The organism is Clostridium puniceum (assembly GCF_002006345.1).
Lineage (GTDB): Bacteria > Bacillota > Clostridia > Clostridiales > Clostridiaceae > Clostridium > Clostridium puniceum.
The window spans coordinates 1-23433 of record NZ_LZZM01000132.1; the positions used below are offsets into that span (position 1 = coordinate 1).

Annotated in this window: 22 protein-coding genes and 2 pseudogenes; 16 read left to right on the forward strand and 8 right to left on the reverse strand. The window is 27.1% G+C overall.

Annotation, left to right across the window (positions count from 1 at the left end; genetic code table 11):
• The 3 genes and pseudogenes from CLPUN_RS28655 to CLPUN_RS28660 form a co-directional block, all read left to right on the forward strand.
• Window positions 1–136: pseudogene (locus tag CLPUN_RS28655) on the forward strand (GH25 family lysozyme); the annotation flags it as partial.
• A 130-nt stretch (window positions 137–266) separates the two neighbouring features.
• Complete coding sequence (locus tag CLPUN_RS28025) at window positions 267–416, forward strand: hypothetical protein (protein WP_198944313.1); 150 nt, start codon at window positions 267–269, stop codon at window positions 414–416.
• A 430-nt stretch (window positions 417–846) separates the two neighbouring features.
• The gene (locus tag CLPUN_RS28660) at window positions 847–1572 is read left to right on the forward strand and encodes a hypothetical protein (RefSeq protein WP_242954101.1); all 726 of its coding nucleotides are present in this window, start codon (window positions 847–849) and stop codon (window positions 1570–1572) included.
• A 153-nt stretch (window positions 1573–1725) separates the two neighbouring features.
• Here the strand turns inward: CLPUN_RS28660 and CLPUN_RS10000 are convergent, their stop codons facing one another.
• On the reverse strand, window positions 1726–2259 hold the full coding sequence (locus tag CLPUN_RS10000) for a hypothetical protein (protein ID WP_077847140.1): 534 nt from the start codon (window positions 2257–2259) through the stop codon (window positions 1726–1728).
• 11 nt (window positions 2260–2270) lie between these two features.
• Window positions 2271–2870, reverse strand: coding sequence for an amidase domain-containing protein (locus CLPUN_RS10005; RefSeq protein ID WP_158078745.1), 600 nt, complete (start codon window positions 2868–2870; stop codon window positions 2271–2273).
• 489 nt (window positions 2871–3359) lie between these two features.
• On the opposite strand from CLPUN_RS10005, the gene CLPUN_RS10010 reads away from it, so the two are divergent.
• The gene (locus CLPUN_RS10010) at window positions 3360–4127 is read left to right on the forward strand and encodes a hypothetical protein (RefSeq protein WP_077847141.1); all 768 of its coding nucleotides are present in this window, start codon (window positions 3360–3362) and stop codon (window positions 4125–4127) included.
• Window positions 4128–4626: 499 nt separating this feature from the next.
• On the opposite strand, the gene CLPUN_RS29600 is transcribed toward CLPUN_RS10010, so the two are convergent.
• The 3 genes from CLPUN_RS29600 to CLPUN_RS10025 all read right to left on the reverse strand — a co-directional run bounded on the left by CLPUN_RS29600 (window position 4627) and on the right by CLPUN_RS10025 (window position 5473).
• Window positions 4627–4722, reverse strand: a complete 96-nt coding sequence (locus CLPUN_RS29600; protein ID WP_423237290.1) for a helix-turn-helix domain-containing protein — start codon at window positions 4720–4722, stop codon at window positions 4627–4629.
• A gap of 41 nt (window positions 4723–4763) precedes the next feature.
• A complete protein-coding gene (locus tag CLPUN_RS10020; RefSeq protein WP_077847142.1) occupies window positions 4764–5132 on the reverse strand; it encodes a helix-turn-helix domain-containing protein in 369 nt (122 codons plus the stop codon).
• 80 nt (window positions 5133–5212) lie between these two features.
• Window positions 5213–5473, reverse strand: a complete 261-nt coding sequence (locus tag CLPUN_RS10025; RefSeq protein ID WP_158078746.1) for a helix-turn-helix domain-containing protein — start codon at window positions 5471–5473, stop codon at window positions 5213–5215.
• 232 nt (window positions 5474–5705) lie between these two features.
• Here CLPUN_RS10025 and CLPUN_RS10030 point away from each other — a divergent pair, with 232 nt between their 5' ends.
• The 7 genes from CLPUN_RS10030 (at window position 5706) to splB (ending at window position 13400) form a co-directional block, all read left to right on the forward strand.
• The gene (locus CLPUN_RS10030; protein WP_077847144.1) at window positions 5706–5888 is read left to right on the forward strand and encodes an aspartyl-phosphate phosphatase Spo0E family protein; all 183 of its coding nucleotides are present in this window, start codon (window positions 5706–5708) and stop codon (window positions 5886–5888) included.
• Window positions 5889–5981: 93 nt separating this feature from the next.
• Complete coding sequence (locus tag CLPUN_RS10035) at window positions 5982–6227, forward strand: hypothetical protein (protein ID WP_077847145.1); 246 nt, start codon at window positions 5982–5984, stop codon at window positions 6225–6227.
• A gap of 428 nt (window positions 6228–6655) precedes the next feature.
• Window positions 6656–7225, forward strand: coding sequence for a xanthine phosphoribosyltransferase (locus CLPUN_RS10040; protein WP_077847146.1), 570 nt, complete (start codon window positions 6656–6658; stop codon window positions 7223–7225).
• Between the two features lie 476 nt (window positions 7226–7701).
• Complete coding sequence (gene dltD, locus CLPUN_RS10045; protein ID WP_077847147.1) at window positions 7702–8898, forward strand: D-alanyl-lipoteichoic acid biosynthesis protein DltD; 1197 nt, start codon at window positions 7702–7704, stop codon at window positions 8896–8898.
• Window positions 8899–9413: 515 nt separating this feature from the next.
• Window positions 9414–10583 (forward strand): D-alanyl-lipoteichoic acid biosynthesis protein DltB, encoded by a 1170-nt coding sequence (gene dltB, locus CLPUN_RS10050; protein ID WP_077847148.1) that lies wholly within the window; start codon window positions 9414–9416, stop codon window positions 10581–10583.
• A 291-nt stretch (window positions 10584–10874) separates the two neighbouring features.
• Complete coding sequence (gene pepT / locus CLPUN_RS10055) at window positions 10875–12092, forward strand: peptidase T (RefSeq protein WP_077847149.1); 1218 nt, start codon at window positions 10875–10877, stop codon at window positions 12090–12092.
• A 285-nt stretch (window positions 12093–12377) separates the two neighbouring features.
• Window positions 12378–13400: a spore photoproduct lyase gene (gene splB / locus CLPUN_RS10060; RefSeq protein ID WP_077847150.1), complete on the forward strand. Its 1023-nt coding sequence runs from the start codon at window positions 12378–12380 to the stop codon at window positions 13398–13400.
• Between the two features lie 427 nt (window positions 13401–13827).
• Here the strand turns inward: splB and CLPUN_RS10065 are convergent, their stop codons facing one another.
• Window positions 13828–14085 (reverse strand): hypothetical protein, encoded by a 258-nt coding sequence (locus CLPUN_RS10065; protein ID WP_077847151.1) that lies wholly within the window; start codon window positions 14083–14085, stop codon window positions 13828–13830.
• Between the two features lie 260 nt (window positions 14086–14345).
• On the opposite strand from CLPUN_RS10065, the gene CLPUN_RS10070 reads away from it, so the two are divergent.
• The 3 genes and pseudogenes from CLPUN_RS10070 to CLPUN_RS10080 all read left to right on the forward strand — a co-directional run bounded on the left by CLPUN_RS10070 (window position 14346) and on the right by CLPUN_RS10080 (window position 18712).
• Window positions 14346–16103, forward strand: a complete 1758-nt coding sequence (locus CLPUN_RS10070) for a helicase-related protein (protein ID WP_077847152.1) — start codon at window positions 14346–14348, stop codon at window positions 16101–16103.
• A 421-nt stretch (window positions 16104–16524) separates the two neighbouring features.
• A pseudogene (locus tag CLPUN_RS10075) lies at window positions 16525–17165 on the forward strand (ABC transporter ATP-binding protein).
• 455 nt (window positions 17166–17620) lie between these two features.
• Complete coding sequence (locus CLPUN_RS10080) at window positions 17621–18712, forward strand: ribose-phosphate pyrophosphokinase (protein WP_077847153.1); 1092 nt, start codon at window positions 17621–17623, stop codon at window positions 18710–18712.
• Between the two features lie 139 nt (window positions 18713–18851).
• On the opposite strand, the gene CLPUN_RS10085 is transcribed toward CLPUN_RS10080, so the two are convergent.
• A complete protein-coding gene (locus CLPUN_RS10085; protein WP_077847154.1) occupies window positions 18852–19115 on the reverse strand; it encodes a hypothetical protein in 264 nt (87 codons plus the stop codon).
• 651 nt (window positions 19116–19766) lie between these two features.
• The gene (locus CLPUN_RS10090) at window positions 19767–20795 is read right to left on the reverse strand and encodes a 3-deoxy-7-phosphoheptulonate synthase (protein ID WP_077847155.1); all 1029 of its coding nucleotides are present in this window, start codon (window positions 20793–20795) and stop codon (window positions 19767–19769) included.
• A 308-nt stretch (window positions 20796–21103) separates the two neighbouring features.
• On the opposite strand from CLPUN_RS10090, the gene CLPUN_RS10095 reads away from it, so the two are divergent.
• Together CLPUN_RS10095 and CLPUN_RS10100 are read left to right on the forward strand one after the other, a co-directional pair.
• Window positions 21104–22015, forward strand: a complete 912-nt coding sequence (locus CLPUN_RS10095) for a cytochrome b5 domain-containing protein (protein WP_077847156.1) — start codon at window positions 21104–21106, stop codon at window positions 22013–22015.
• 241 nt (window positions 22016–22256) lie between these two features.
• Window positions 22257–23234, forward strand: coding sequence for a phosphotransferase enzyme family protein (locus CLPUN_RS10100; protein WP_077847157.1), 978 nt, complete (start codon window positions 22257–22259; stop codon window positions 23232–23234).
• Window positions 23235–23433: the final 199 nt, after the last annotated feature.

Sequence of the window (23433 nt, forward strand, 5' to 3'; positions counted from 1 at the left end):
TGGAGCAATGCAAACTGGTTGGATAAAAGATGGTGGGAAAGACTACATGCTATATTCTACTGGACAAATGGTATCTAATATAGATTATGTAGGCTATAGATTTGATAGTGATGGTGTTGCAACTAAAATAAGTTAAGTCTTAGAGTATGGGAGTAATCCTGTACTCTTATTTTGTATAAATAAATCTTATCATATTAGGTTAAAATATCTATAAATTATACGATAATAAATTTAAGCTTCTATATTTTAATTTAAGGGGTGAGCTTATGAGTAATGTAACTAAAGATACAATAATGGAAACAATGAAAGGACTTCCAGAGGAGCAACAAGAAATTATATTACATTTAATGGAGATATTTGAAGGTGAAGAAGAGACGATTAATGAGTATATAAAGAACGAGTTAATTAATAGGTAGTGTAATTATTGATATAATACATTTGGCTAAATTGCCAGACGGTAGGCGTTAGAGGTAGATTTGTTAGAAATGGTAGGTCTGCCTTTATTTTGTTAAAGAAATGTACAGAAAAGTGAATTATAATAGAAATTGGTAAAAATTTTTTCATTAATTAAGGGCAGCAGATGGGAGAAATCTTGTTTGCTGCCCTTATTTTATTCAAAATTATTTACATAATATGTTATAATTAATGAGAAATGGTAATTTAGCACAAAGAACGTATTTTTAGGAGGTATAAAAAATGGAACGAATGCCACATAAATAATCAACTCCATATTGTGGATATATGTATATTTGAATATAGCATTCAAAATATAGTAAGAGTATTTTCCATAATATATTATAATTTCTTATAGGTATTTCCGACTTTGAATTGTGAGGTGTTAATTAAATGATATTAGAAAGATTATTTAACTTAAAAAATAGAAAGATTAACTTTATACTTATTATTATGATGATTACAATCTTTTGTAACTATTTTGTAGGCTGTAGTACTAAAAATACCACTACTACTACAGATGAAACAACTAAAGAAACACAAAAATTAAATAATAATACAACTGATGAAGTTGTAAAAGAAATAAAAAAATCACAAAACTTAACATTTACAAAAGTAGTATATGCTTCAAAAGATAGAGTTATTTTATATTGCGGTATTGGTTTGATTGTCTATGATATCATAAATCAACAAATTTATAGAGCAATAGATTTAAAATCTATTCATATGAATTTGTTTCAAGGTGATGATGTTACTATATTTAAAGTAAAAGTGGATGGAAGTCAAATATTAATGTATAACGAATTAATGTACAATAAATCAAATAACCTTGATGATAGATATTTATATGATATAGAAAATGATATATTAGAAAAAACTGATATTAAAGAATTTACCAATCAATATGATGGAATGAATCAGTTTGGTGAAATAAATCCTTATAATGATGACCATTTAAAAAAATATGAAAACATGGAGTTTATTGACTGTATAAATATAGATAAGAGCAGTATTTGTTATTTGATTCATCCTCGTAGCTCAGAAGAAACGGCACTTTTACAAATGCTCATAGTAAATAAAGATACAAATAAAGATACAATGTATACTATTTTCAGTTGATTTATATTAGTTTATAAAATAAAGAGTAATATTTGACTGGGAGACTGTATTGGTATAATCTACAGCTATTTTATTATATAGAGAAACCCCTACAAGATAGATTTTTATAAGGTATCTTGTAGGGGATATTTTAGTTACCACTAAACTATTATTTTAATTATCTACATCTGAACGGTCTTCTAATCTTTCTAATAATTCTTTAGAAGGGCGTTCATTAGAAATACTGTTTAAAGAAGAATCCAATGCTATGTTATTATTGCTTTTCTTTTTGTCATTAATTTTCATTTGAGCTTCTATATCCGCTAACTTTTTCTCAGTTTTATCAATGAAATCCTGGTTTTCTTGCACGTAATGTACTTTTTGTTCTTCTTTAGTATCCGCCAAACCACATTTAACACCAGCTATAAATGATTCAAGCTCTCTTCTATAATCTTCTTCAGTTTTTGTCTGTTCGCTTAGATCTGCTATTTGTATTCCCAGTGATTTTACTGCTTTAGCTTGGCTGGAAGTAGTTGAATAGACACCTGTCTTCTCCAAATCGCTTTTTTGGGAATTGAATTGTTCTTTTAATGTTTCAATTTTACTTTGTAAATTGATTGAAGAAGCTGTTACAGTTGTAGATCCTACCGCAGAAATAATCACTAAAGCAGAAATAGCAAATTTTAATAATTTTCTATTTTTATTCATAAATATCCTCCTTATTTACCATTTTTAATAAGATGAAAACAAACTCCACTACTGCTAGGTTTACCTGTTAGATAACCTTTAAGATTTCCATCTTTATAATAACCAGAACTAGAAGTTGAGTGCTGAGCATAAGATAGATATTTTGAAGAGTTATCATATCCGGTAATTATTTGGGAATGTGTTGCATTTACTCCATTCACCGTTGGTGTATAATTTACTATATCGCCTGGCCATAGCATTGAATAAATTGAATTCCATTCGTGCAAAGCGACCCCGACAGAATAAACTCTATAATCATAATCCCGATTTTGCGACCAGTAATACCTAAAATTATTTGCGTTTTGCCAAGGACCTGTACCAGGTTTCCATTCACTAGTAAGGCTCATTCCACCTGCATATAAACATTGGGAAATAAAGTTTGTACAATCACCTTGACCTGGAACATCGTAATGGGGATAGGCTGGATTATTTGATTCAGCCCAATCATTAGCATAACTTACAGCATCATCTCTATTGTATCCTGAATTTGAATTAGCAAATGTAGTAACACTGCTCGCAGTTAAACATAGCATTGTTGCAATTGCAAGAACTGTTTTTTTACATTTTATCATTATTTGTCCCCCCTTATTGTCATATTTTACATTTATTGTCTTGAGTATTTTTACATAACTTGTAAGAAATGTACATAATAATTGCACCAAATGCATAAATTCGAGCGTAAAATAACTCAAAAATATACAGACTTGGTGCAAAGTATATTTTTCCCATATAAATGCCTTAAAACAATACAAATGACATGTGGGCTATTTTTATACGTATTTTAAGTTGTTTCTTAATCCTTCTTAAAGATGCAGTCATTGATTTTGCTGCATTTTTTGTCCAAATGAAAAAAGGCAGAGCCGAAGCTCCACCAGTCCATTTTGCAATATAATTTTAACATATATAAATTCATAAAGGAAGAGATAGTATTTAGGTGATGAGTAAAAATACTATCTCTTTCATATATTATTGAACAGAAAAATTATGAACACAATAGTATTATTGACAAAAGTTTCTAATAATATACAATAATAGTATAAGAACAAAGGGGGGAAACAATAATGAAAAATTTAAGAAGAATACTTGCTAGTTTGATTACATTTATATCATTGTTAGGAGCAAATCCAGTAGTGATACATGCAGACTGGAAAGAAGATAATAAAGGCAAATGGAATACAGAAGGTAGTTCATATTCGATAGGTTGGAAACAAATTGATAATACTTGGTACTATTTTTATCCAGATTCTAATTATGATATAAAAGGGTATATGGCACATGATACTATTATTAATGGATACTATTTAAATAATAATGGAACTTGGTCAAATGGAGGATCTGAAATACAAACATATATTAATTTATTAAACGATACAAATTGGCAGAAAAAGAATGGAATTATATTTGGTAATGATAAAAGTACTGTAGATAAAAATATTATTGTAGATATAGACCAAGATGGAGTATTTGAAATGTTATTACATCATGGAACTTGTGAGGCAAACTCAACAATATCTATAGTTACGTATAATAATGGTAATATTAAAAAAATAGAAGACATAGGCATTCCTGATGGTGGTTATTATGGATATAGTAACTCTAAAAGAGTATTTTTTATTAGCGCTGGACGTATGGGACATTATTTCACCGATGGATATAAACTAGAGAATAATGAGTGTAAGAAAGTATTTTCAAGTACCGATGATGAAGTATATTCAAGAGATGATGAAAGTCTAATTGTAATCGGACATAATTATACTGTAAATGGACAAGAAGTTTCTGCAACAGAATATGATGAATCCTTTAAAAAATTTGGTAAAATAGAAAAATAAAACACTAATATACTAAAATTATTTAGTACCTAGATTAATTTCTAGGTCTTTTTTCTATGTAATTTTAATAAGTCTTTTTAATAAAATTTGTATTTAATACGTAGTTATTTTGGGAAATGAAATTAGTACCGAAGAACATTTTCTTTTATTATGCTTACATAGATTCTATTTAGGATATATATATAAATGGGTGTAATACAATTATTATTAGGTACTATTTTTGCAATACTAATGCTTTCAATAAGTTGATTTGTAGTAGAAATATGGGCACTTGTAGAATTTGTATTAATATTATGTGGTAATTTAAAATATTAGAAAGAGCTAGGAATATTAATTTTATTTCTAGCTTCGTTAAATTACTTTAATGTATTTTCTTCTTTTTTAATTCGTTCAATACAAATATTTGCAAAAAATTGAATATTTCAAGATCATCAACATGAAGTTCCTTAGATAATTTCAAAATAAGTTTAATGTTTGGATTGCATGATTCTGGACAATCTTACAATTCAAACATTAAACTTATTTTGCTAATCTTAAGCTTTTTAGCTAGCTCTTCTTGAGTTAACTCTAATTTTTCTCTTTGCTCTTTTATTATATAATCACTCCTATAATAATTATTAAAGTAATGCTATTTTGTTATGAATTATGTTCAGGGTATTTAATTGAATTTATAATTGATTGCAATGAAGTTGTAATCATATGTTTTTGGTCATCAGTTAAAGAATCGTTGTTGATTTTTAATTCATAATCTATATGGTATATTAACTTATTAATATACTCACAAACATTAACATTTTCGCCTAATAACGTTAATGTGCTCACATCTAAGGCTCTAGCTATTTTTTCTAAATCATTTGGGCTTACATTTTCTATATCTCCGCATTCAATTTCATACAATACTAGGCTGTCAATTTGGGTTGCTATACTTAATTGTTTTCTACTAATACCGTTAGACTTTCTAAATCTTTTAACATTTATTCCTAATATATTTATCTCGTTATTCATTTGTATTTACACCTTCTTTTTCTTTTGATGATAAATACAATTTATCATATAAGCTTGGACAATTGAAGACTAAGAATTAATCAATTTTTAAAATATTGGCAATCGATACAAAATACACTTTTCTGATCTACCAAATTACATTTATCATCTAAATAAATAAATGCCCAAATTTTTATAGGGCAGATATTTAACGCTCTAGAGATTTTCTTAATCGCTTCATTAGAAGGTAGCTTTTTACCAGACTCTATTCTGGAAATATGATTTGAAGATAAACTGCATCTTCTTCCTAACTCGGATTGACTTATTCCTTTTTCCGTTCTTATTTGTGCTATTATATTCATTAAATCACCTATTCGCCAAAATATTTTTGAAGTTTTTAATTGCATTTGGGTATATAGTTATTCTACGATATACAATTTGACAAAAACAGTGTAACTCGTAGGGAAAATAGGGAGAAATTGTCGGAATTGTGTCCGGTGGACACAGCTTTTTGTGATATAATTATTAGCGAGGGAAGAATTTTTACTAAATACCAGAGTTGATGCATCACCTCTTATTCATAGGAGGTAACTTATGGAAGATAAAAACAAAACAGAAGAACTTAGGATAAAACTATATGAAGCAATTGAGAAGTATGGGAGGGAATCTCCCAAAGCTTTAAAGATAAGTCAAGAGTTAGATAAATTAATAGTTAAAGATATGAAGAAAAAATTAAACAAGCAGCAGTGCAATTATAAAAAGAACAAGTGTTTGTAGAATGCCAGTAATTGTGATAAAAAAGCTTTAATAGTTAGGCTGTAAAAAATGCTAAAGAATAAAAATTAAACAACAAGAGGGAGAGCGGGTATTATGGATAAAAAAGATTTTAAAAATGATGAAGAACATATTGTTGGAGAAAAAACAGAAATAAAAATTTATGAAAATGATGACGATTATATAATAGAAGCGTTGGAAGAGGTTGGAGATGGTCTCACAACTGAAATTTTTAAAGAGGTATTAGAAGAGAATACATTACGTAAAATCTGCAAATATATTGCTGTAAGAAAGGCTATTGAGAATATTCGTGTGAAAAAAATTAAAACTCTAAAACAATAATATAATTATTATCCAAACAATAGAACCTAACATCTAATTAAATGTAGGTTCTATTTTAATAAAAAAAGTTTTGGCATAAAACAAAATTTAATGTATAATACAAAATAAGTTTTATAGTACATGCCTAAAAATATGTATCAGTTTGCAATGTATAGCATCTACCTGCTATCCATAAATTAGCAGACTACGAGGTAGTGTTTTGGTTTTAAATATTATTTTAAGTATATTTATCTATAAATACAACACCTCGTTTAATTTCGAGGTGTTTTTATTATGGAAAAAAATAGAAAATAATATATAATTTTACGTTGTTTATTAAAAAATAAATTTTTATTTAGGATATTAAAAAAATGGAGGGGAAAAAAGAAAATTAAAAAATCAATTATTATTAAATCTAGTTTTAAAAGTGTAGAATGGAGTGAACAGTAATGAAAAATTTACATAAACGTATATTAGAAGAAGGAAAGGCTTTATCAGATACTGTGTTAAAGGTTGATTCATTTTTAAATCATCAAGTTGATCCAGACTTAATGTATGAAATGGGTACATATTTTAAAAATTATTTTAAAAATCATAAGGTTACAAAGATATTTACAATAGAAAGTTCAGGCATTGCACCAACTGTTATGACAGCAATGCAAATGAATTTACCTATGGTTATATTAAAAAAACAAGGCTCAAAAATTTTAAATAGTGATGTCTATCAAACAACAGTACATTCTTATACAAAGGGTTCAGATTATGAGTTAACATTATCTGAGAAATATATAAATAAAGAAGATAATATATTAATTATAGATGATTTTTTAGCCAATGGGGAAGCAGCACTTGGAGCAGCACGTTTAGTAGAAGAGGCAGGAGCAAAGGTTGTTGGTATAGGAATTGTAATAGAAAAATCTTTTCAAAAAGGGCCACAAATGTTAAAAGATAAGGGCTATGATGTTTATTCATTAGCAAGAATATCTAAATTATCAAAGGGAACTATAGAATTTTTATAAAATATAAATATATATTTTAATAAATGAACTAAATACATTTAGCTAATATTTAACTATTGTATATGAGAGTTTAATGTAACAAATTAATTAAAACTTATATTTAAAATTAAGGATGATTTATGTATTTGGCAGGAATCATCTTTTTTAGTTTGTATGTATAAAGGATATCTATTAATTAATCTAGATAATAATATAATTAACAAACGAGTTGCTCATAAATATTTCTAATAATTTAATATTTTAAAAATTAAAATTGCAGAAAGGCTTGAATATTTAATAGTAGAATAATATAATCAAATCGTATGTTTAAAGATTCCACTTTTTTTATGTTTAGGTGTATATGGAATTTTTTAATATTGAAAGAATGTTAAGAACAGAAACATTATACATTGATAATAATTATTACGAGTTATATGTTTTGCTCTTTAGCAGTATTGTAGAAAAATTTTCGAAATATATAAAGAGGTTACGAAGAAATGAAAAAAGTAATTAATTTTTTTATACCAATAGTGATACCAATTGTCATCGTCATTATTGCAATAATAACATTAGATTTATTTTTAGACAATAAAATAGAGACTTTAACAAAGGAAAAAGATATTAGTGTAATGGGAAGACAATGTTTCGATGTGGTAAAAGATAAAAGTTCGTTTGATAAAAAAATATTATCTGATAAAGGTGATTTGTTTTTGCTTGGTTCGTCTGAATTAGGCATTAGTGTTCCACAAAACCCACTGGATTTTTTTCCTTTTAAAGGTGTAGATTATAATTTGAGCTGCTTTGGAAGAGCATTTGTACAAAGTCTGCAGCACGCTACTTATTTAGGTGGAGCAGATGTAAAAGCAAATCAAAAGGTGGTTTATATGCTTTCCATCCAATGGTTCGAGCAGCCCAAGGCAGTAAAGCCAGATCATTTTGTCGCCAATTTTTCAGAGGTGCAATTTTATCAATTTATGGAAAATCCTAAAATAAGTGAGGAAAATAAAAGATATTATGCTAAGAGAGTATATGATTTTTTAAAAGTTACAAAAAAATATCAAGGAGAAGCTTATTATGCAAAACTTTATTTGAACTCAAGCTTTTTTTCAAATACACAAAAGATTGCATTAAAGCCATATTATGAAATTAAACAATATTTATTAGCTATTCAAGATAAAGCTCTAATTTATAAAAAACTTACGAATTTACCAAACAAAAAAAATGGACAAACATTGAAAGAGGTAAATTGGGATGATGAGTATACAAAAATTAAAGAAGAAAATAAAAAGATTGTATCTACAAATCAATTTAATTTAGAAGATAAAACTTATAAGATTAATTTAAAAGATCAACTTGATAAATGTAAAGGTGAATTAAAGAATGTAAATCTTATCGAGTCTAAGGAAATGGATGACTATAAGTTTTTTTTAAATGTATGTAAAGAGCTTGGTATTAAGCCATACATAGTTATACAACCGGTTAATGGATGGTATTATGACTTTGCAGAACTTACTAAAGCTCAAAGAGACGAATGGAGTAAAACAGTCAAAAAAATTGCAGAGGATAGTGGCTTTGAGGTTTTCGACTTGCATGGATATGATTATAAAAAATATTTTCTAATAGATAGACAGCATTTAGGAAAAGAAGGGTGGCTTAGGGTAGATGAAGAAATTTATAAACATTTTAATAAATAACAAAAATCTAAAGAAAGTTTCAATACTAACAGTTATATTACTTTTAATATTAATTGTATTCTTTTTTCACGCTACATCAGATTTACCGTTTATTTATAGTCAATTTTAATTATAATAAATGTTATAAGGTTGTGTGGTGAAACTAAGTTTGTATTTTTACAACCCTTACAATAAATTGGGGATAATTATGATGAGAGTTGAGATTTTGTTAAAATATTTAATTAAGAAATTACTAGATAAAAGTGAGGCGAGATTTTATAATTGGTTCTTGGAAATTTGTATTTTGTGAGCTATATCTTTCACAGTAAGTAAATACGAGTTTTATTTCCTGTTAATTTAACTCCTTGAACTTTCTGTGTGAACTTTTATTCATAACTTTTAATTTTCTAATCTCAATTCTCAACTTAATTTAGCATTCTTCATAATATAAAATTATATATTATGGAGAATGCTAATAATTTTAGATTGATAATGATGATGCACTTGATGATCAAGGAATTTATGGAGGAATTGAAATGACACTAGTTCAATATGGTGACTACTTTTATTTATATATACTTGCAATAGCGTTAATACCAGCTATTATTTTAGGAATCCTAGAGAAGAATATTAAATATTATGGCACTTTTATATCTATTTTAATGATAATAGCAATAATGGGCATAGAAAAGGTATTTTTATTATTTTTGATTGGAGAAATTGTATTAATTAAGATATATTCTATTTTAAGAAAAAAAACAGATAATAAATATTTATATTATTTCACTCTGTTTTGTTCAATGCTGCCATTACTTATTTTTAAAGTAACTTCCTTAGTAACAATAAGAAATGGTATTGGATTTATAGGACTTTCGTATATGAATTTTAAAGCTGTACAAATAATTATTGAAATATACGATGAGACTATAAAAGAAGTTAGTATTTCAAATACTGTATATTTCTTTATATTTTTTACAACTTTGAGTTCTGGACCTGTAGATAGATCTAGGAGATTTGAAAGTGACTTAGACAAAAAAATAAGTAGATGGGAATATATATATGATTATTTAGATTTTGGTGTACAACGAATAATTAAAGGGATAGTATATAAGTTTGTTATAGCAGATTTAATTAATTCATTATGGATGAGTCAAATTCCTGCAAGAGTAACGTATACTGCGAAATCTGCACTTCTTTTCAATTCATTAAGTTATATGTACTCATATAGTTTGTATCTATTTTTTGATTTTGCTGGATATACAGCGTTTGCAGTTGGTACAAGCTATATTTTAGGAATAAGAATGCCAGAAAATTTTAATAAGCCATTTTTAAGTAAAGATATGAAGGAATTTTGGACTAGATGGCATATATCCTTATCTAAATGGTTTGGAGATTACATATATTCTAGATTTGTGTTAAGCAGCATGAGAAATAAAAGATTTAAAAATAGGTTTATTGCATCCCATGTAGGACAACTGCTTACAATGTTCATTATGGGAGCGTGGCATGGTTTACAGTGGTTTTATATTATATATGGACTTTATCAAGGCTTAGCTTTGGTAGGTACAGATATATACCAAAGAAAATCAAAATTTTATAAAAAGCATAAAAAAGAAAAATGGTTCCAATATATTCAAGTGGCAGTAACATTTCATATAGCATGTTTCGGTTTATTACTATTTTCAGGATATTTATATAATAAGTAGAAGAGAGTTTATATGAAAGAAAAAATACTAAGCATATTTTATATGGAATATGAGTAATTATTTTCCTTTATGATCTTAAAAGGTTTAAGAATTAGTTCATATGTTATATAATAAAATTGAATAGAAATCATAAATTAATAAAAAAGGATACAAAGTTACTAATGAGGAGAAACTAAAAAGTATAAAAGATAACTTATAAAAGCTAATTTAAATAAAGCATAGAAATTTAATTTCTTCTAAATGAAGTTTTATTTAGTAATAATATATGTAATTTAAAGGAGAGAAATATATATGAAAGCCTATGAACGTTTATTAAAATATGTTAAGGTACACACTACATCAGATGAAAATTCGGATACACATCCAACGACTTTAAGACAATTTGATTTAGCTAAGTTGCTTGTAGAGGAAATGAAAGAACTTGGAATTTGCGATGTTAAGCTTGATGATAATTGCTATGTTTATGGTTATATTCCTGCGACTAAAGGATATGAGGATAAGCCAAGTATAGGGCTTATAGCACATATAGACACTGCACCAGCAGCAAATGGAAATAATGTAAAACCTCAAGTAATTGAAAATTATGATGGAGGAGATGTTATTTTAAAAGGAAATAACAGTATTTTATCTCCAGAAAGATTTCCACATTTAAAGACATTGAAGGGTAGAACTCTTATTACAACTGATGGAACTTCACTTCTTGGAGCTGACGATAAGGCTGGTATTGCTGAAATACTTACAGCATGTGAAGTAATAATGAAAGAAAATATTCCTCATGGAAAGATTTGCATAGGATTCACTCCAGATGAAGAAGTTGGGCTTGGAGCACACCTTTTTGATGTAAAGAATTTTGGGGCGGATTTTGCATATACAATTGATGGAGGTATAGAAGGTGAAATTGCATATGAAAACTTTAATGCGGCATTAGCTAAAGTAGAAGTTAGTGGTGTATCAGTTCACCCAGGCTCAGCCAAAAATACTATGATAAATGCATTAAATGTAGCTATTGAATTTAATTCAATGTTACCTGCAGCTGAAAGACCAGAGAATACAGAAGAATATGAAGGGTTTTATTATTTAGAAAAATTCTCTGGAAACACAGATAATGCAATTATGGAGTATATTTTACGTGATCATGATCATGTAAAATTTGAAGTGAAAAAATCTATGATGAAGCTTGCAGAAAAGCTTATAAATGAAAAATATGGTGAAGGTACAATAAAAATTACATTAAAAGATCAATATAAAAATATGGTAGAGCTTATAAAACCTTGTTATCACCTTGTAGATAATGCTTTAGAAGCTATGAAATCATTAAGTGTTACACCTATTATAGAACCTATACGTGGAGGAACAGATGGTGCGACTTTAAGCTATATGGGATTACCTTGTCCTAACCTTGGTACAGGCGGCTTTGCATATCATGGAGAATTTGAACATATCACAGCAGAAGGTATGGACATCTGCACAAATATAATTGTTGAGATATTGAAAAGATATACACATTAGACGAAACATTAAAATTTAAATTCATAAGTATGATTATATCATATTAAAAGGAGCTGTTGCAAAACTAACTATGTTAGTTTTGCAACAGCTCCTTCTATTAATAACAGAATATAGTTACATACAAGATAAAAAATAAGTTTTATTTATTTTTATATATCGAATACACTTTAAGTATTATCAGTATATATTCAAGACGTTTAGTGAACAATAATTATAGAAATATAAAAAGTTGAGAGGAGAGAATAAAATTAGCTTGTTTTATGTGAGCTTATTTTAGCATAAGATATGTTTATACCTAAAAGAATTATATTTGAGAAGGATTCATTAAAATATGATATGGCTAAGGAGGTTTTTGATAAGTTCAAAGATAAAGATAATATTGAGATTATAAATATGACATCCAACAAGCTTAAACAACACATTCCAGGTAATGACTTATTCTCTCAATATAGAGAAGGTAAGAAGACTTTAGTTGTTGGAATAAAGAAGAGCTTAAAGTTTCAATCCTGTAAACCTTCAGCAAATTTTCAACTTCCATTGGTGTCAGGATGTATGGGGCAATGTGAGTATTGTTACTTAAACACAATGCTTGGAGATAAGCCTTTTGTAAAGATTCACGCCAATATTAATGATATTTTAAATCAAGCTCAAAAATATATAGATGAAAGATTACCTAACATAACTATATTTGAAGGCGCAGCTACATCTGATCCTATACCAGTAGAACCTTATACCCATTCTTTAGAAAGAGCAATAACATTCTTCGGAAGTAGTGCAAATTCTAGATTTAGATTTGTAACAAAGTATAATGATATAAATTCGTTGCTTAATTTAAAACATAATGGACATACGGAAATAAGGTTTAGTATAAATACTTCTTCAGTTATAAGTCAATATGAGCATGCTACAGCATCACGTGATCAAAGAATAGAAGCAAGTATGAAGGCAGCAAAGGCTGGATATCCTATTGGATTTTTAATTGCGCCTGTATTTATTTACTCTAATTGGAAAGAAGAATATCATGATTTGTTATTAGAATTAAAAAACAAGCTTCCAAATGACTTGAAATTTCCAGTAACGTTTGAAATTATATCTCATCGTTATACTACAATAGCTAAAAATAGAATACTTGATATATTTCCTGAGAATAAGCTACCTATGAATGATGAAGAGCGTAAGTTCAAATATGGGCAATTTGGATATGGTAAGTATGTATACCAAAAGGAAAATCTAGATGAAATAAAACAATTTTTTATAAAAGAGATAGAAGAATTGTTTATAAATAAAGAAGTTAAATATATTATATAAGCATTTATTGCAAAATGAAACTGTAGGAAAATGATAATTAATTCCATAAAAAATACATATTAAAAGCCGAACTTATGATGTTGATTTGTTGCAGGAGTTTATGTTTATTGATATGAACCAAGTGGAGTGTGTAGTTTTGTTATATCCTAAGTATAAGTATTGTAATTGCAAAGGAAATTAAACTTTTTAAATAAATATTAAAAAGAAAAATGTTTTTATATATTTAAGAATGAAAATATATAAGTTCTAATTAAGAAAGTTCATAATTTAGTTGGTTGTTTTATCCAATCACTATAATATAGAAATTAAATCTTAATGAACAAAATTTTTTAGAACATATATATATAAATATTTATAAGAAAATATTAGGGTTACAGAGAAATAATTATTAAATTAAAATGGTCTGAAAGGCGTCTAACCTTTCGGACTATTTTTTTCTAATAGATAAATAATTTTTGTGTATAGCATCAAAGAAAAAATTTGTAATCTCTTCATTAACTTTATTATTGTATATGGATGCAATACTACTTTCATTAGAACTAAAAGGTATAGAAGGTTTATCTATTTTTACTTTCTTTTTTTGATTAAAGGATATTATTTTTGAATCACTTATGATAGAATAGTCACCTTCCTTTATAATAGAATGTCTCATTCCATTTACATATTTTAGGTACATAATTTCCATAACAAACACCACCTTTATATTATTGACACTAATTTAAGATAAATACAAAATTTATTGTTAATTTAATATATTAATTTAAGTTATGAAATATTACATAATAATTTAAAGCATTATTATCTGTAATGCTAGATATATGGTATAATTTTCATATAATTATATAAAATAAATGAGTAGCTAGAATGTTATTTAAAAGATTAACGATCGAAAAAATATAAAATTTATGAGTTGAAAATAGATGTTGAGTATATGGAGTGAAATTAATGAAGAATAATGCAGCGCAAAGAGATTTCAAAAAATATAAAAGCCAAATTAATCAAATAGAAGAAATAGTAGAACATTCAAAGCCAGGAGCACTTATAGAACATGAAAGCTCAATGAGAAAGAAACTTAAAAAACTTAAAGAACTAGAAAATCAACAATTAAAGGATTTTAATGAGGTATGTGAAAGATACGAAGAAATATTAGAAACTGTCTCAAAGAGAATGCTGGATTGGTATAATAAGAAAAATAATACGGAATTTGATTTTTATGAAGTTGTACGAGGAAATTATAATAATTTCTTAAATCAAGGAATAATGACCATACTTACAAAACAGCATATACCTAAATTAATTGCAAAGGAATTTGAAGAGAATTTTCCAACTAATCCTAAGGATGAATATCTTAAAGCTAGACACATGAAGAGAAAGTTCTATATACATTTAGGTGATACTAATACTGGGAAAACTTATAATGCTTTAGAACGTCTTAAAACTGCAAAAAAAGGAGTGTATTTATCACCACTTAGAATTCTTGCTTTAGAAAACTTTGAAAAGCTTAATAGAGAAGGTGTAGTTTGTGATCTTTTAACAGGTGAAGAAGAAATAATAAATGTAGGTTCAACTCATACTTCATGTACTATAGAAAAGGTTAACTTAAAAGAACATTATGATATAGCTGTAATTGATGAAATTCAAATGATTAGTGATTCATTTCGTGGCATGGCATGGAGTAAATCAGTACTTGGGTTAAATTGTGATGAAATACATATATGTGGAGCAGCTAATGCAAGATTTATATTAGAAAAAATTATAAATGATTGTAGCGATGAATATGAAATAAAAGAATATAAAAGGGCGATTCCATTAGAAGTTGAATATAAAAACTTTAGTTATAATGATGCTAAAGAAGGAGATGCAATAGTAGTATTTTCTAAAAAGAGAGTATTAGAGATAGCGCAGGAGTATTCTAGTAAAGGTATAAAAACAAGCATAATATATGGAGATTTACCACCAGAAGTTAGAAAAATGCAGTATGAGCAGTTTGTAAATAAAGAAACAAAGATACTAGTAACCACCGATGCAATAGGAATGGGGGTTAATCTGCCTATTAGAAGAATTATTTTTATAAGTATAAAAAAATTTGATGGGGAAGAAGTAAGAGAATTAACGTCCCAAGAAATTAAGCAAGTTGGAGGACGTGCAGGAAGAATCGGTATTTATGATATTGGATATATTGGAAGTGTAGGAGGAAATGCAGATATAATTAAATCAAAGCTTGAAGAAGATGATGATATTATAAGAGAAGCTGTTATTGGACCATCAGAAGCAATACTTAAAATTAGAAGTTTGCCTTTAAACGAAAAACTTGCTCTTTGGAGTACTCGGGTGGAAAAATTAGATTATTATAGAAAAATGGATATTAGTGAATATATTTTGATTTTAGATAAGATAGAGAAATATAAGCTTAATGAAGAAATACAATGGGATTTATTAAAGGTTCCTTTTGACGTAACAAGAGATGAATTAATGAACACGTTTTTAGATTATGTAGATGAATTATTTGTTAATAAGCAAAAGGAATTATTTATTCCTCAGTGTTATAATGGTAACTTAGATGATTTAGAAATATATTATCAAAAAATAAATATGTATTATTCATTTTCTAAAATATTTAATTTGAAAATGGATGTAAATTGGGTTTATACTGAAAGAATTAAAATAAGTGAAGAAATAAACGAGATTCTTGTAAGAATTTAAGATGAAAAATAGCAAATTAAAATATTGATTTGCTGTTTTTATAAAAATAATTAAAAAAGTTTACATCGACTTGGCGACTGGAAAATACTAGCATTAAAAGAAAAGGTTTAAAAATTAACGACCAAAATATTGTTTCAAAATTAGCAGCAAAATATTACAAATAATATCTTGTGGAAAACTTTTATACAATCTTATGAATAAATATAAAATGAACATAGATTTTTATCCGATAGCTAGGTAGCATCCGTAAAACTCGTTTGCACTCTGTGAAAGTATATATGACAAATTTGCAACATCTGCTTTTCTTCAAGTGAGAGTTAACGGCTGCACGCTCCTGGATAAGTTCAACTAAATTCAGGTGAAGATAAAACTTCACTTGAAAAGTTTCACTTTATATTAATGAGGTAAGGAGGGGAGTTAATTGGACAATAATATAATTGAAATGACCAATGTTACAAAAAGCTTTTTATAGGAAGGCCCAATCAGTTAGATATTCTAAAAAATATTAATCTTAGTGTTAAAAAAGGTGAATTCATAGCTATTATTGGTGCATCTGGATCAGGAAAAAGTACCTTAATGAATATTATAGGTGCTCTTGATAGACAGACTTCAGGAGAATATTTTCTTTCTGGTATAGATATTAGCAAAATCAATGATAATGATTTGTCAGAAATAAGAAATAAGAAAATTGGTTTTGTATTTCAAAATTCTAATTTGATACCTAGAACAAATTCTTTGCAGAATGTTGAATTGCCAATGCTTTATTATGGTATAGATAGAAAAACTAGACTAAATAGAGCTAAGGAACTTTTACAGATAGTTGGAATAGAAGATAGTATGAATCATTTACCTAGTGAATTATTAGGTGGACAAAAGCAAAGAGTTACAATTGCTAGAGTCCTTGCCAATGATCCAGATATTATACTTGCAGATGAAGCAACAGGAGCTCCTGATTCTGAAACTGGAAGAGTAATTATGAATATATTACATAAAATTCATGAAACACAAGGAAGAATCATAATATTAATAACTCATGAAGTGAAACTTGCAAGTGAAGCATAAATAATAATAACATTAAAAGATGGAGAAATAATAAAAGAAAAAAATAATATTTCTAAGAATATAATGACTTTAGTTTAATAATATTTATAGTTTGTGTGCTGTATTTGAAAGTTTTAATACTTTTAAATATAGCATTTTTCAGTATATTAAATTGTAATTTTAACTAATAAATTTTAGATAAGTATAAGAGAATTATGAAATTTTTATATAAATTTTCAACAAAATATTTATATATAGATAAATTTAATGTATAATTTAATTGTTTGAGTTTTTTTGAAACTTTTCAAGTGGAGTTTTATACTCTAGTTAAATTTACTTTAACTTGTAACCTCAAGAGGTGTAGTATACCTTCACAGTGTATCTTATTTAAAGTCCTTAGTTTTGCTATTTACTAAAAACAGTGGTGGCTAGAACTATTAGACAACACATAAAATAATTTAAAAAGGGGAAAACCAATGAGTGAATTAAATCATGAACTAGGAATAATAGCATTAGAAAGTTGTGCTGAGTTAGGTAATGCTATTGACAAGTATATCCAAAATAACAGAAATTGCACTGAGTCATTTTTAATACCAATTGATGAAATAAGATTTTCTAATGGAGAAGGAAAGGTTAAAATTTCTGAAACTGTTAGAGGAAAAGATATTTACATTTTATGTGATGTTGGAAATTATAGCTGTACTTACAAAATGTTTGGAATTGAAAACCATAAGGGGCCTGATGAACATTTTCAAGACATAAAAAGAACTGTTGCAGCAATAAGAGGTAAGGCAACAAGAATAACTGTAATAATGCCACTTTTGTATGAATCAAGACAACATAGACGTAAAGGAAGAGAATCATTAGATTGTGCACTAGCACTTCAGGAACTTGAAAGATTAGGTGTTGATGAAATTATTACATTTGATGTACACGATCCAAACATTCAAAATGCGATTCCTTTATTATCTTTTGAAAATATTTATCCAACTTATGATATAGTAAAAACAATTATATCTAATGAAAAAACGTTAGAATTAGATAAGGAAAAATTACTTGCAATAAGTCCAGACACTGGAGCTATGGATAGAGCAATTTATTATTCAAGTGTATTAGGTGTTGATGTTGGTTTATTCTATAAGAGAAGAGATCATTCTACAATTGTTAATGGAAAAAATCCAATTGTTCAACATGAATATGTTGGAAGAAATGTTTCAGGAAAAGATGTTTTAATTGTTGATGATATGATAGCATCTGGAGAATCAGTTCTTGATATTGCGAAAGAATTGAAGAAGAGAAATGCTAGAAATGTTTATGTTGCTGCTACATTTGCTTTCTTTACAGAAGGAACTGAAAAATTCGCGAAAGCTTATGAAGATGGTTTAATATCAAGAATATACTCTACTAATTTAACATATATACCAGAAAGTCTGAAGAAGGAAGAATGGTTTAAAAGTGTTGATATGTCAGAACTTTCAGCTAGAATAATAAATAGATTAAATCATGGAAGATCAATTGCTAAATATATGGATGCAACTAGAATAATTCAGAGTTTATTAAATAAATAGTATAAATAAAAAAAGCAGGAGTTACAGAAAAAGTAGCTCTTGCTTTTTATTTTAAAGGATTAATTATTGTAAATTATTAGATTAACATGATTAAATATATTTAAGAATAAATTTACTAATTGTAAATTAGTTTTTTATATTATAAAAAAGTTCTTTGTGAAGCTTTTAGCTTTAAATCAGTAATATCTTCGTAATAATAATTAATGTTATTAGATTTAGTATTAGTAATTTCGTTATAAGTGTATTTAGTAGGTGTAAATATTGAACTCATAAAAGAAGTAAAGAGATTTATAAAATGTTTTAAGAAATTAACTAGAATATTTGAAGCTTTATTATGAGTAATATTTTGAGTAAAAGGATAGTTTATTGAATTAGATTTTGATTTTTCAATTCTATAGTTCATAATAATTCCTCCAATTTCGTAAACGTTTATTAACTTAATTCTATACTAATAATATAATACATAAAAAAAAGAATTACATCTCTCTAAAAATAGAAATTTATCAAAAATAAAGGTGAAATATTAAATATATTTATTAAAATATATTTAAATTTGCATTTATATTACTAAAATGTTAAAACTATTTAGTAGTTAATAAAAATATTAAGATTTTAAATATTTTTTAAGATGAATTTATAGTTAATATAGAGAAGCCTTATTTGATTTAACTAAAGTAAATTAAATAACTCAATACGAGGTTCTTGTTTCTGCATTTTTAGCTATATTGCTCGATATTTTAATTGAATGTACTAAGAAAATTAGAAACAAAGCAGACTTTAGCCTTCATAGCTAAATTACGTTTAAATCATAAAATAGTATATACTATTGATAGTGAAATTACTTAAATACAAAATAAGTATAAATATATACGTTCTAATTAGAAATTCACATAGAATTGAGGAATAGGTATGAATTTACGCAGGAATCATTTTTGAGAATATATTAAAAAAATTGTAGGTATCTTTTATAATAAACAATGGACGATTGCTTATTATCCATTGTTTATTATAAGTATCAATAAAAAAATAGTGAATTTTTTTATTGATATTTTAACTAGATTTGTTCAGCGATGTAATAAAGTAATTGTTCAGTAGCGTCCCAGCCAAGGCATGGATCAGTGATTGATTTACCATAAATACGATCTTCAATTTTTTGAGTTCCCTCTTCTATGTAACTTTCGATCATAACACCTTTAACCAGTTTTTTTAGGTCATTATTATAATTTCTACTATAAAGGATTTCTTTTACTATGCGAGGCTGCTCTGCAAATTTCTTCATAGAATTAGCATGATTTGCATCAACAATTACTGATGGATATGGAAAATCAGTTTCTCCATATGCTTCTGCAACTCTCATTAAATCTTCATAATGATAATTTGGAATATTATTACCGTGTTTATTAACTGAACCACGCATAATTGCATGAGCGTATGGATTACCAGTTGTATTTACTTCATTTTGTCTATATAAGAAGTTATGTTTTGCATGCGCAGCTTGAATTGAATTAAACATTACGGATATATCACCGCTTGTTGGATTTTTCATGCCAACAGGAACATCAATTCCACTAGCAGTAAGTCTATGTTGTTGATTTTCAACACTTCTAGCCCCAACAGCTACATAAGTTAATAAATCATCACAATACATATAATTTGAAGGATAAAGCATTTCATCAGCAGGAGTAAGATATGATTCCTCTATGGCACGAATAAACATCTTTCTAATAGCTAGTAATCCTTCAAGAATATTAGGTGATTTTTCAGGATCTGGTTGATGAAACATTCCTTTATATCCTTCACCTGTAGTTCTAGGTTTATTTGTGTAAATTCTAGGAACGATAAATAATTTATCTTTAACCTTTTCGTTTACTTTTGCAAGTCTGTTAATATAGTCACAAACTGAATTTTCATCGTCTGCTGAACAAGGTCCTATAATAACAACCAATTTATCCTTATTGCCTGTAAAGATTTCTTTGATTTCTGCATCTCTTTCAGCTTTAATCTTTTGCAGATTATCTGATAGAGGGATCATATTTTTAATTTCCTCTGGAGATGGTATTTTTCGTACGTTTATAAAACTCATTTATAAAGCCCCCTTGGTATTTAATGTATACTCAAAATACAAAAATAAAGTTATTTATATATACTTTTAGAAGAAGTATATTCTTTTTAATATTATGTACAATTAAAAGTATACGTAAAATTAATATTTGAGTACTTATATAAATATATAATTATTGAAAATTTAAGTCAAGTTTTAATATAAGCTGTTGATTTAAGATTAGTCAAATAATAATTAATTACAATGATTTTTATTTTAAAAAATTATTAATGCATTTTTTCACAAGGTAATGCATACATTTTCTATATATAAATTTAGAAGAGGTATTTATGTCTATTTATTTTGATTTTAAAACTATTAATGAATTGACAAGTAATAATTACAATTATTATAGAAAAGAAAAAGAATTTACCTTAGAAGAATTAGAAAAATGCGATGGAGAAAATGGAAATCCAGCTTATGTAGCTGTAGAAGGTGTAGTTTATGATGTAAGTGAATTATCAGCTTGGAGAACAGGAAAACATTTAGGGTTTATTGCAGGCCAAGATTTATCAGAGCAGTTTAATGGCTGTCATGGAATAATTGATATTCTTACTAATGCACCTAAGGTTGGTATACTTATAGACAATGAGTATATTAATGGTGGATTAAATACATCTATGAATAGATTAATAAGACAGCAAGATACATCTAAATTTACTCCTGATGACTGGATTAGATATACAGTACCATTGGTTACGTATGCATTAAGAGAGCCTAGTCAAGGAATGAATTTACAGAGAATATATCAAAAAATTATCTTAATGGGTGTATTAGTTGGATTAGGAAAAACTCCTCAAGAAGCTATTAATCAAGTTCAAGAATGGCAAAACACTGGTGCAGCAAAAATGCTGCAAGGAGGAACAGGGACAACCACAGGAGGAATGGGAACAAGCGGAGGACTTGGAACAGGAGGGACAACTACAGGAGGAATGGGAACAAGCGGAGGACTTGGAACAGGAGGGACAACCACAGGAGGAATGGGAACAAGCGGAGGACTTGGAACAGGAGGAACAACTACAGGAGGAATGGGAACAAGCGGAGGATTTGGAACAGGAGGAATAACTGCAGGAGGAATGGGAACAAGTGGGGTATTCGGAACAGGAGGAACAACTATAGGGGGAATGGGAACAAGCGGAGGATTTGGAACAGGAGGAACAACTGGAGGAAGAAATACTAGAGATAGAATTGATATTGATTAAGTAAAAATAAATTATAAAAGGATGTAAATTAAAAATCACATCCTTTTATAAACGTTAAGAATAAGATTTTAACTAGAAATAGTAATTATAATAAAAAATTTATGTCCATTTTTGTTATATTAAATATTTAATTATAAAAAGTTTAATTTAGTAGCTAGTTATGATCTTTTGTATAACTAGTTTATTTTAATTTTGATATAATTACTATATATTAAGCTAAATTATGTAAAAGGAGGAAGGAATGAAGGATTTATTAGGAGAGGCTTTATATAATTATGAAATTAATCAGCCTCAAGTTGAGTTTATAAGACATAATGAAAATGAAACTTATAAAATCAAAGATATGTTATTAAACAAACAATATGTTATTAGGATACACAAATCTAGTGAAGATTTTTCTTTAGATATTTTTAAGGAGGATAAACATTCTATTGATTATTTAACTGGTGAAATAAATATTTTAAATTGTATTAGAAGGAATACTAAAATAGGAGCTCAAATGCCCATAAAAAATAAATATGGTGAGTTTGTAACTATACTAAAGGATGGGACACCAGTCACGCTTTTATCTTGGATAAATGGAAATACAATTGACAATATAAAATTAAATAATCACATTTTATTTAAGTTAGGAGCAATGATTGGAGAATTTCATCAATTTTCAAAAGCTTGGTCGGAAAGCAAAAAAATAAGTAGATATTCCTATGATAAAATGCTCTTAAAAAGAATGAAATGTAAGCTTATAGGTGGATTAAGATTAAAAGCGATTTCAAATGAGCAATTTGAAATTATTGATGATACAATTAATGAGATTAGTAATACCTTAGATAGATTAGATTTGCAGAAAAAATCAAAAGGTATAGTACATTCGGATTTAGCGAAATCAAATATAATTGTCAGTGATAATGAGGAAATAATACCTATTGATTTTGGATTAAGTGGTAATAGCTATTATTATATGGATTTGGGATCTTTATTTAGTCATTTTAATAAGCCTAATCAGCAAAGCTTAATATTAAAAGGTTACAAAAGTATTATTAATGAAGACGTGGAAATAAAATATATTGAAGCCTTTATGGTGTTTCAAATAATTTTATTTATATCTACCCATATAGAAAATGCTTATAAAATTCAATGGTTTAATAGTGCTATAAATCGATGGAGCAAGGAATTTTTTATACCGTTTCTCAACAACATTAGATTTATTAAAAATATTTAAAAACATTATAGTAAAAAAATGAATTATTACGAAAAAAGATTACATAATTAGTATTTTTAAAATATAAATATAGTTTGTATCTCTATATTAAAGCGTATTTGTGATATAATAAAACAAATAAATGTAATTTTTTTAGTTACATTTAATAAACAGCAATAAGTAATATTCAATTATGATAAAGTCAAGAATCAAATTATTA

What these genes read in the sequence shown, in the direction of transcription:
- CLPUN_RS28025 (WP_198944313.1), top strand. Translation starts at nt 267, where the DNA reads ATGAGTAATGTAACTAAAGATACAATAATGGAAACAATGAAAGGACTT.
- CLPUN_RS28660 (WP_242954101.1), top strand. Translation starts at nt 847, where the DNA reads ATGATATTAGAAAGATTATTTAACTTAAAAAATAGAAAGATTAACTTT.
- CLPUN_RS10000 (WP_077847140.1), bottom strand. Translation starts at nt 2,259, where the DNA reads ATGAATAAAAATAGAAAATTATTAAAATTTGCTATTTCTGCTTTAGTG.
- CLPUN_RS10005 (WP_158078745.1), bottom strand. Translation starts at nt 2,870, where the DNA reads ATGATAAAATGTAAAAAAACAGTTCTTGCAATTGCAACAATGCTATGT.
- CLPUN_RS10010 (WP_077847141.1), top strand. Translation starts at nt 3,360, where the DNA reads ATGAAAAATTTAAGAAGAATACTTGCTAGTTTGATTACATTTATATCA.
- CLPUN_RS10020 (WP_077847142.1), bottom strand. Translation starts at nt 5,132, where the DNA reads ATGAATAACGAGATAAATATATTAGGAATAAATGTTAAAAGATTTAGA.
- CLPUN_RS10025 (WP_158078746.1), bottom strand. Translation starts at nt 5,473, where the DNA reads ATGAATATAATAGCACAAATAAGAACGGAAAAAGGAATAAGTCAATCC.
- CLPUN_RS10030 (WP_077847144.1), top strand. Translation starts at nt 5,706, where the DNA reads ATGGAAGATAAAAACAAAACAGAAGAACTTAGGATAAAACTATATGAA.
- CLPUN_RS10035 (WP_077847145.1), top strand. Translation starts at nt 5,982, where the DNA reads ATGGATAAAAAAGATTTTAAAAATGATGAAGAACATATTGTTGGAGAA.
- CLPUN_RS10040 (WP_077847146.1), top strand. Translation starts at nt 6,656, where the DNA reads ATGAAAAATTTACATAAACGTATATTAGAAGAAGGAAAGGCTTTATCA.
- dltD (WP_077847147.1), top strand. Translation starts at nt 7,702, where the DNA reads ATGAAAAAAGTAATTAATTTTTTTATACCAATAGTGATACCAATTGTC.
- dltB (WP_077847148.1), top strand. Translation starts at nt 9,414, where the DNA reads ATGACACTAGTTCAATATGGTGACTACTTTTATTTATATATACTTGCA.
- pepT (WP_077847149.1), top strand. Translation starts at nt 10,875, where the DNA reads ATGAAAGCCTATGAACGTTTATTAAAATATGTTAAGGTACACACTACA.
- splB (WP_077847150.1), top strand. Translation starts at nt 12,378, where the DNA reads ATGTTTATACCTAAAAGAATTATATTTGAGAAGGATTCATTAAAATAT.
- CLPUN_RS10065 (WP_077847151.1), bottom strand. Translation starts at nt 14,085, where the DNA reads ATGGAAATTATGTACCTAAAATATGTAAATGGAATGAGACATTCTATT.
- CLPUN_RS10070 (WP_077847152.1), top strand. Translation starts at nt 14,346, where the DNA reads ATGAAGAATAATGCAGCGCAAAGAGATTTCAAAAAATATAAAAGCCAA.
- CLPUN_RS10080 (WP_077847153.1), top strand. Translation starts at nt 17,621, where the DNA reads ATGAGTGAATTAAATCATGAACTAGGAATAATAGCATTAGAAAGTTGT.
- CLPUN_RS10085 (WP_077847154.1), bottom strand. Translation starts at nt 19,115, where the DNA reads ATGAACTATAGAATTGAAAAATCAAAATCTAATTCAATAAACTATCCT.
- CLPUN_RS10090 (WP_077847155.1), bottom strand. Translation starts at nt 20,795, where the DNA reads ATGAGTTTTATAAACGTACGAAAAATACCATCTCCAGAGGAAATTAAA.
- CLPUN_RS10095 (WP_077847156.1), top strand. Translation starts at nt 21,104, where the DNA reads ATGTCTATTTATTTTGATTTTAAAACTATTAATGAATTGACAAGTAAT.
- CLPUN_RS10100 (WP_077847157.1), top strand. Translation starts at nt 22,257, where the DNA reads ATGAAGGATTTATTAGGAGAGGCTTTATATAATTATGAAATTAATCAG.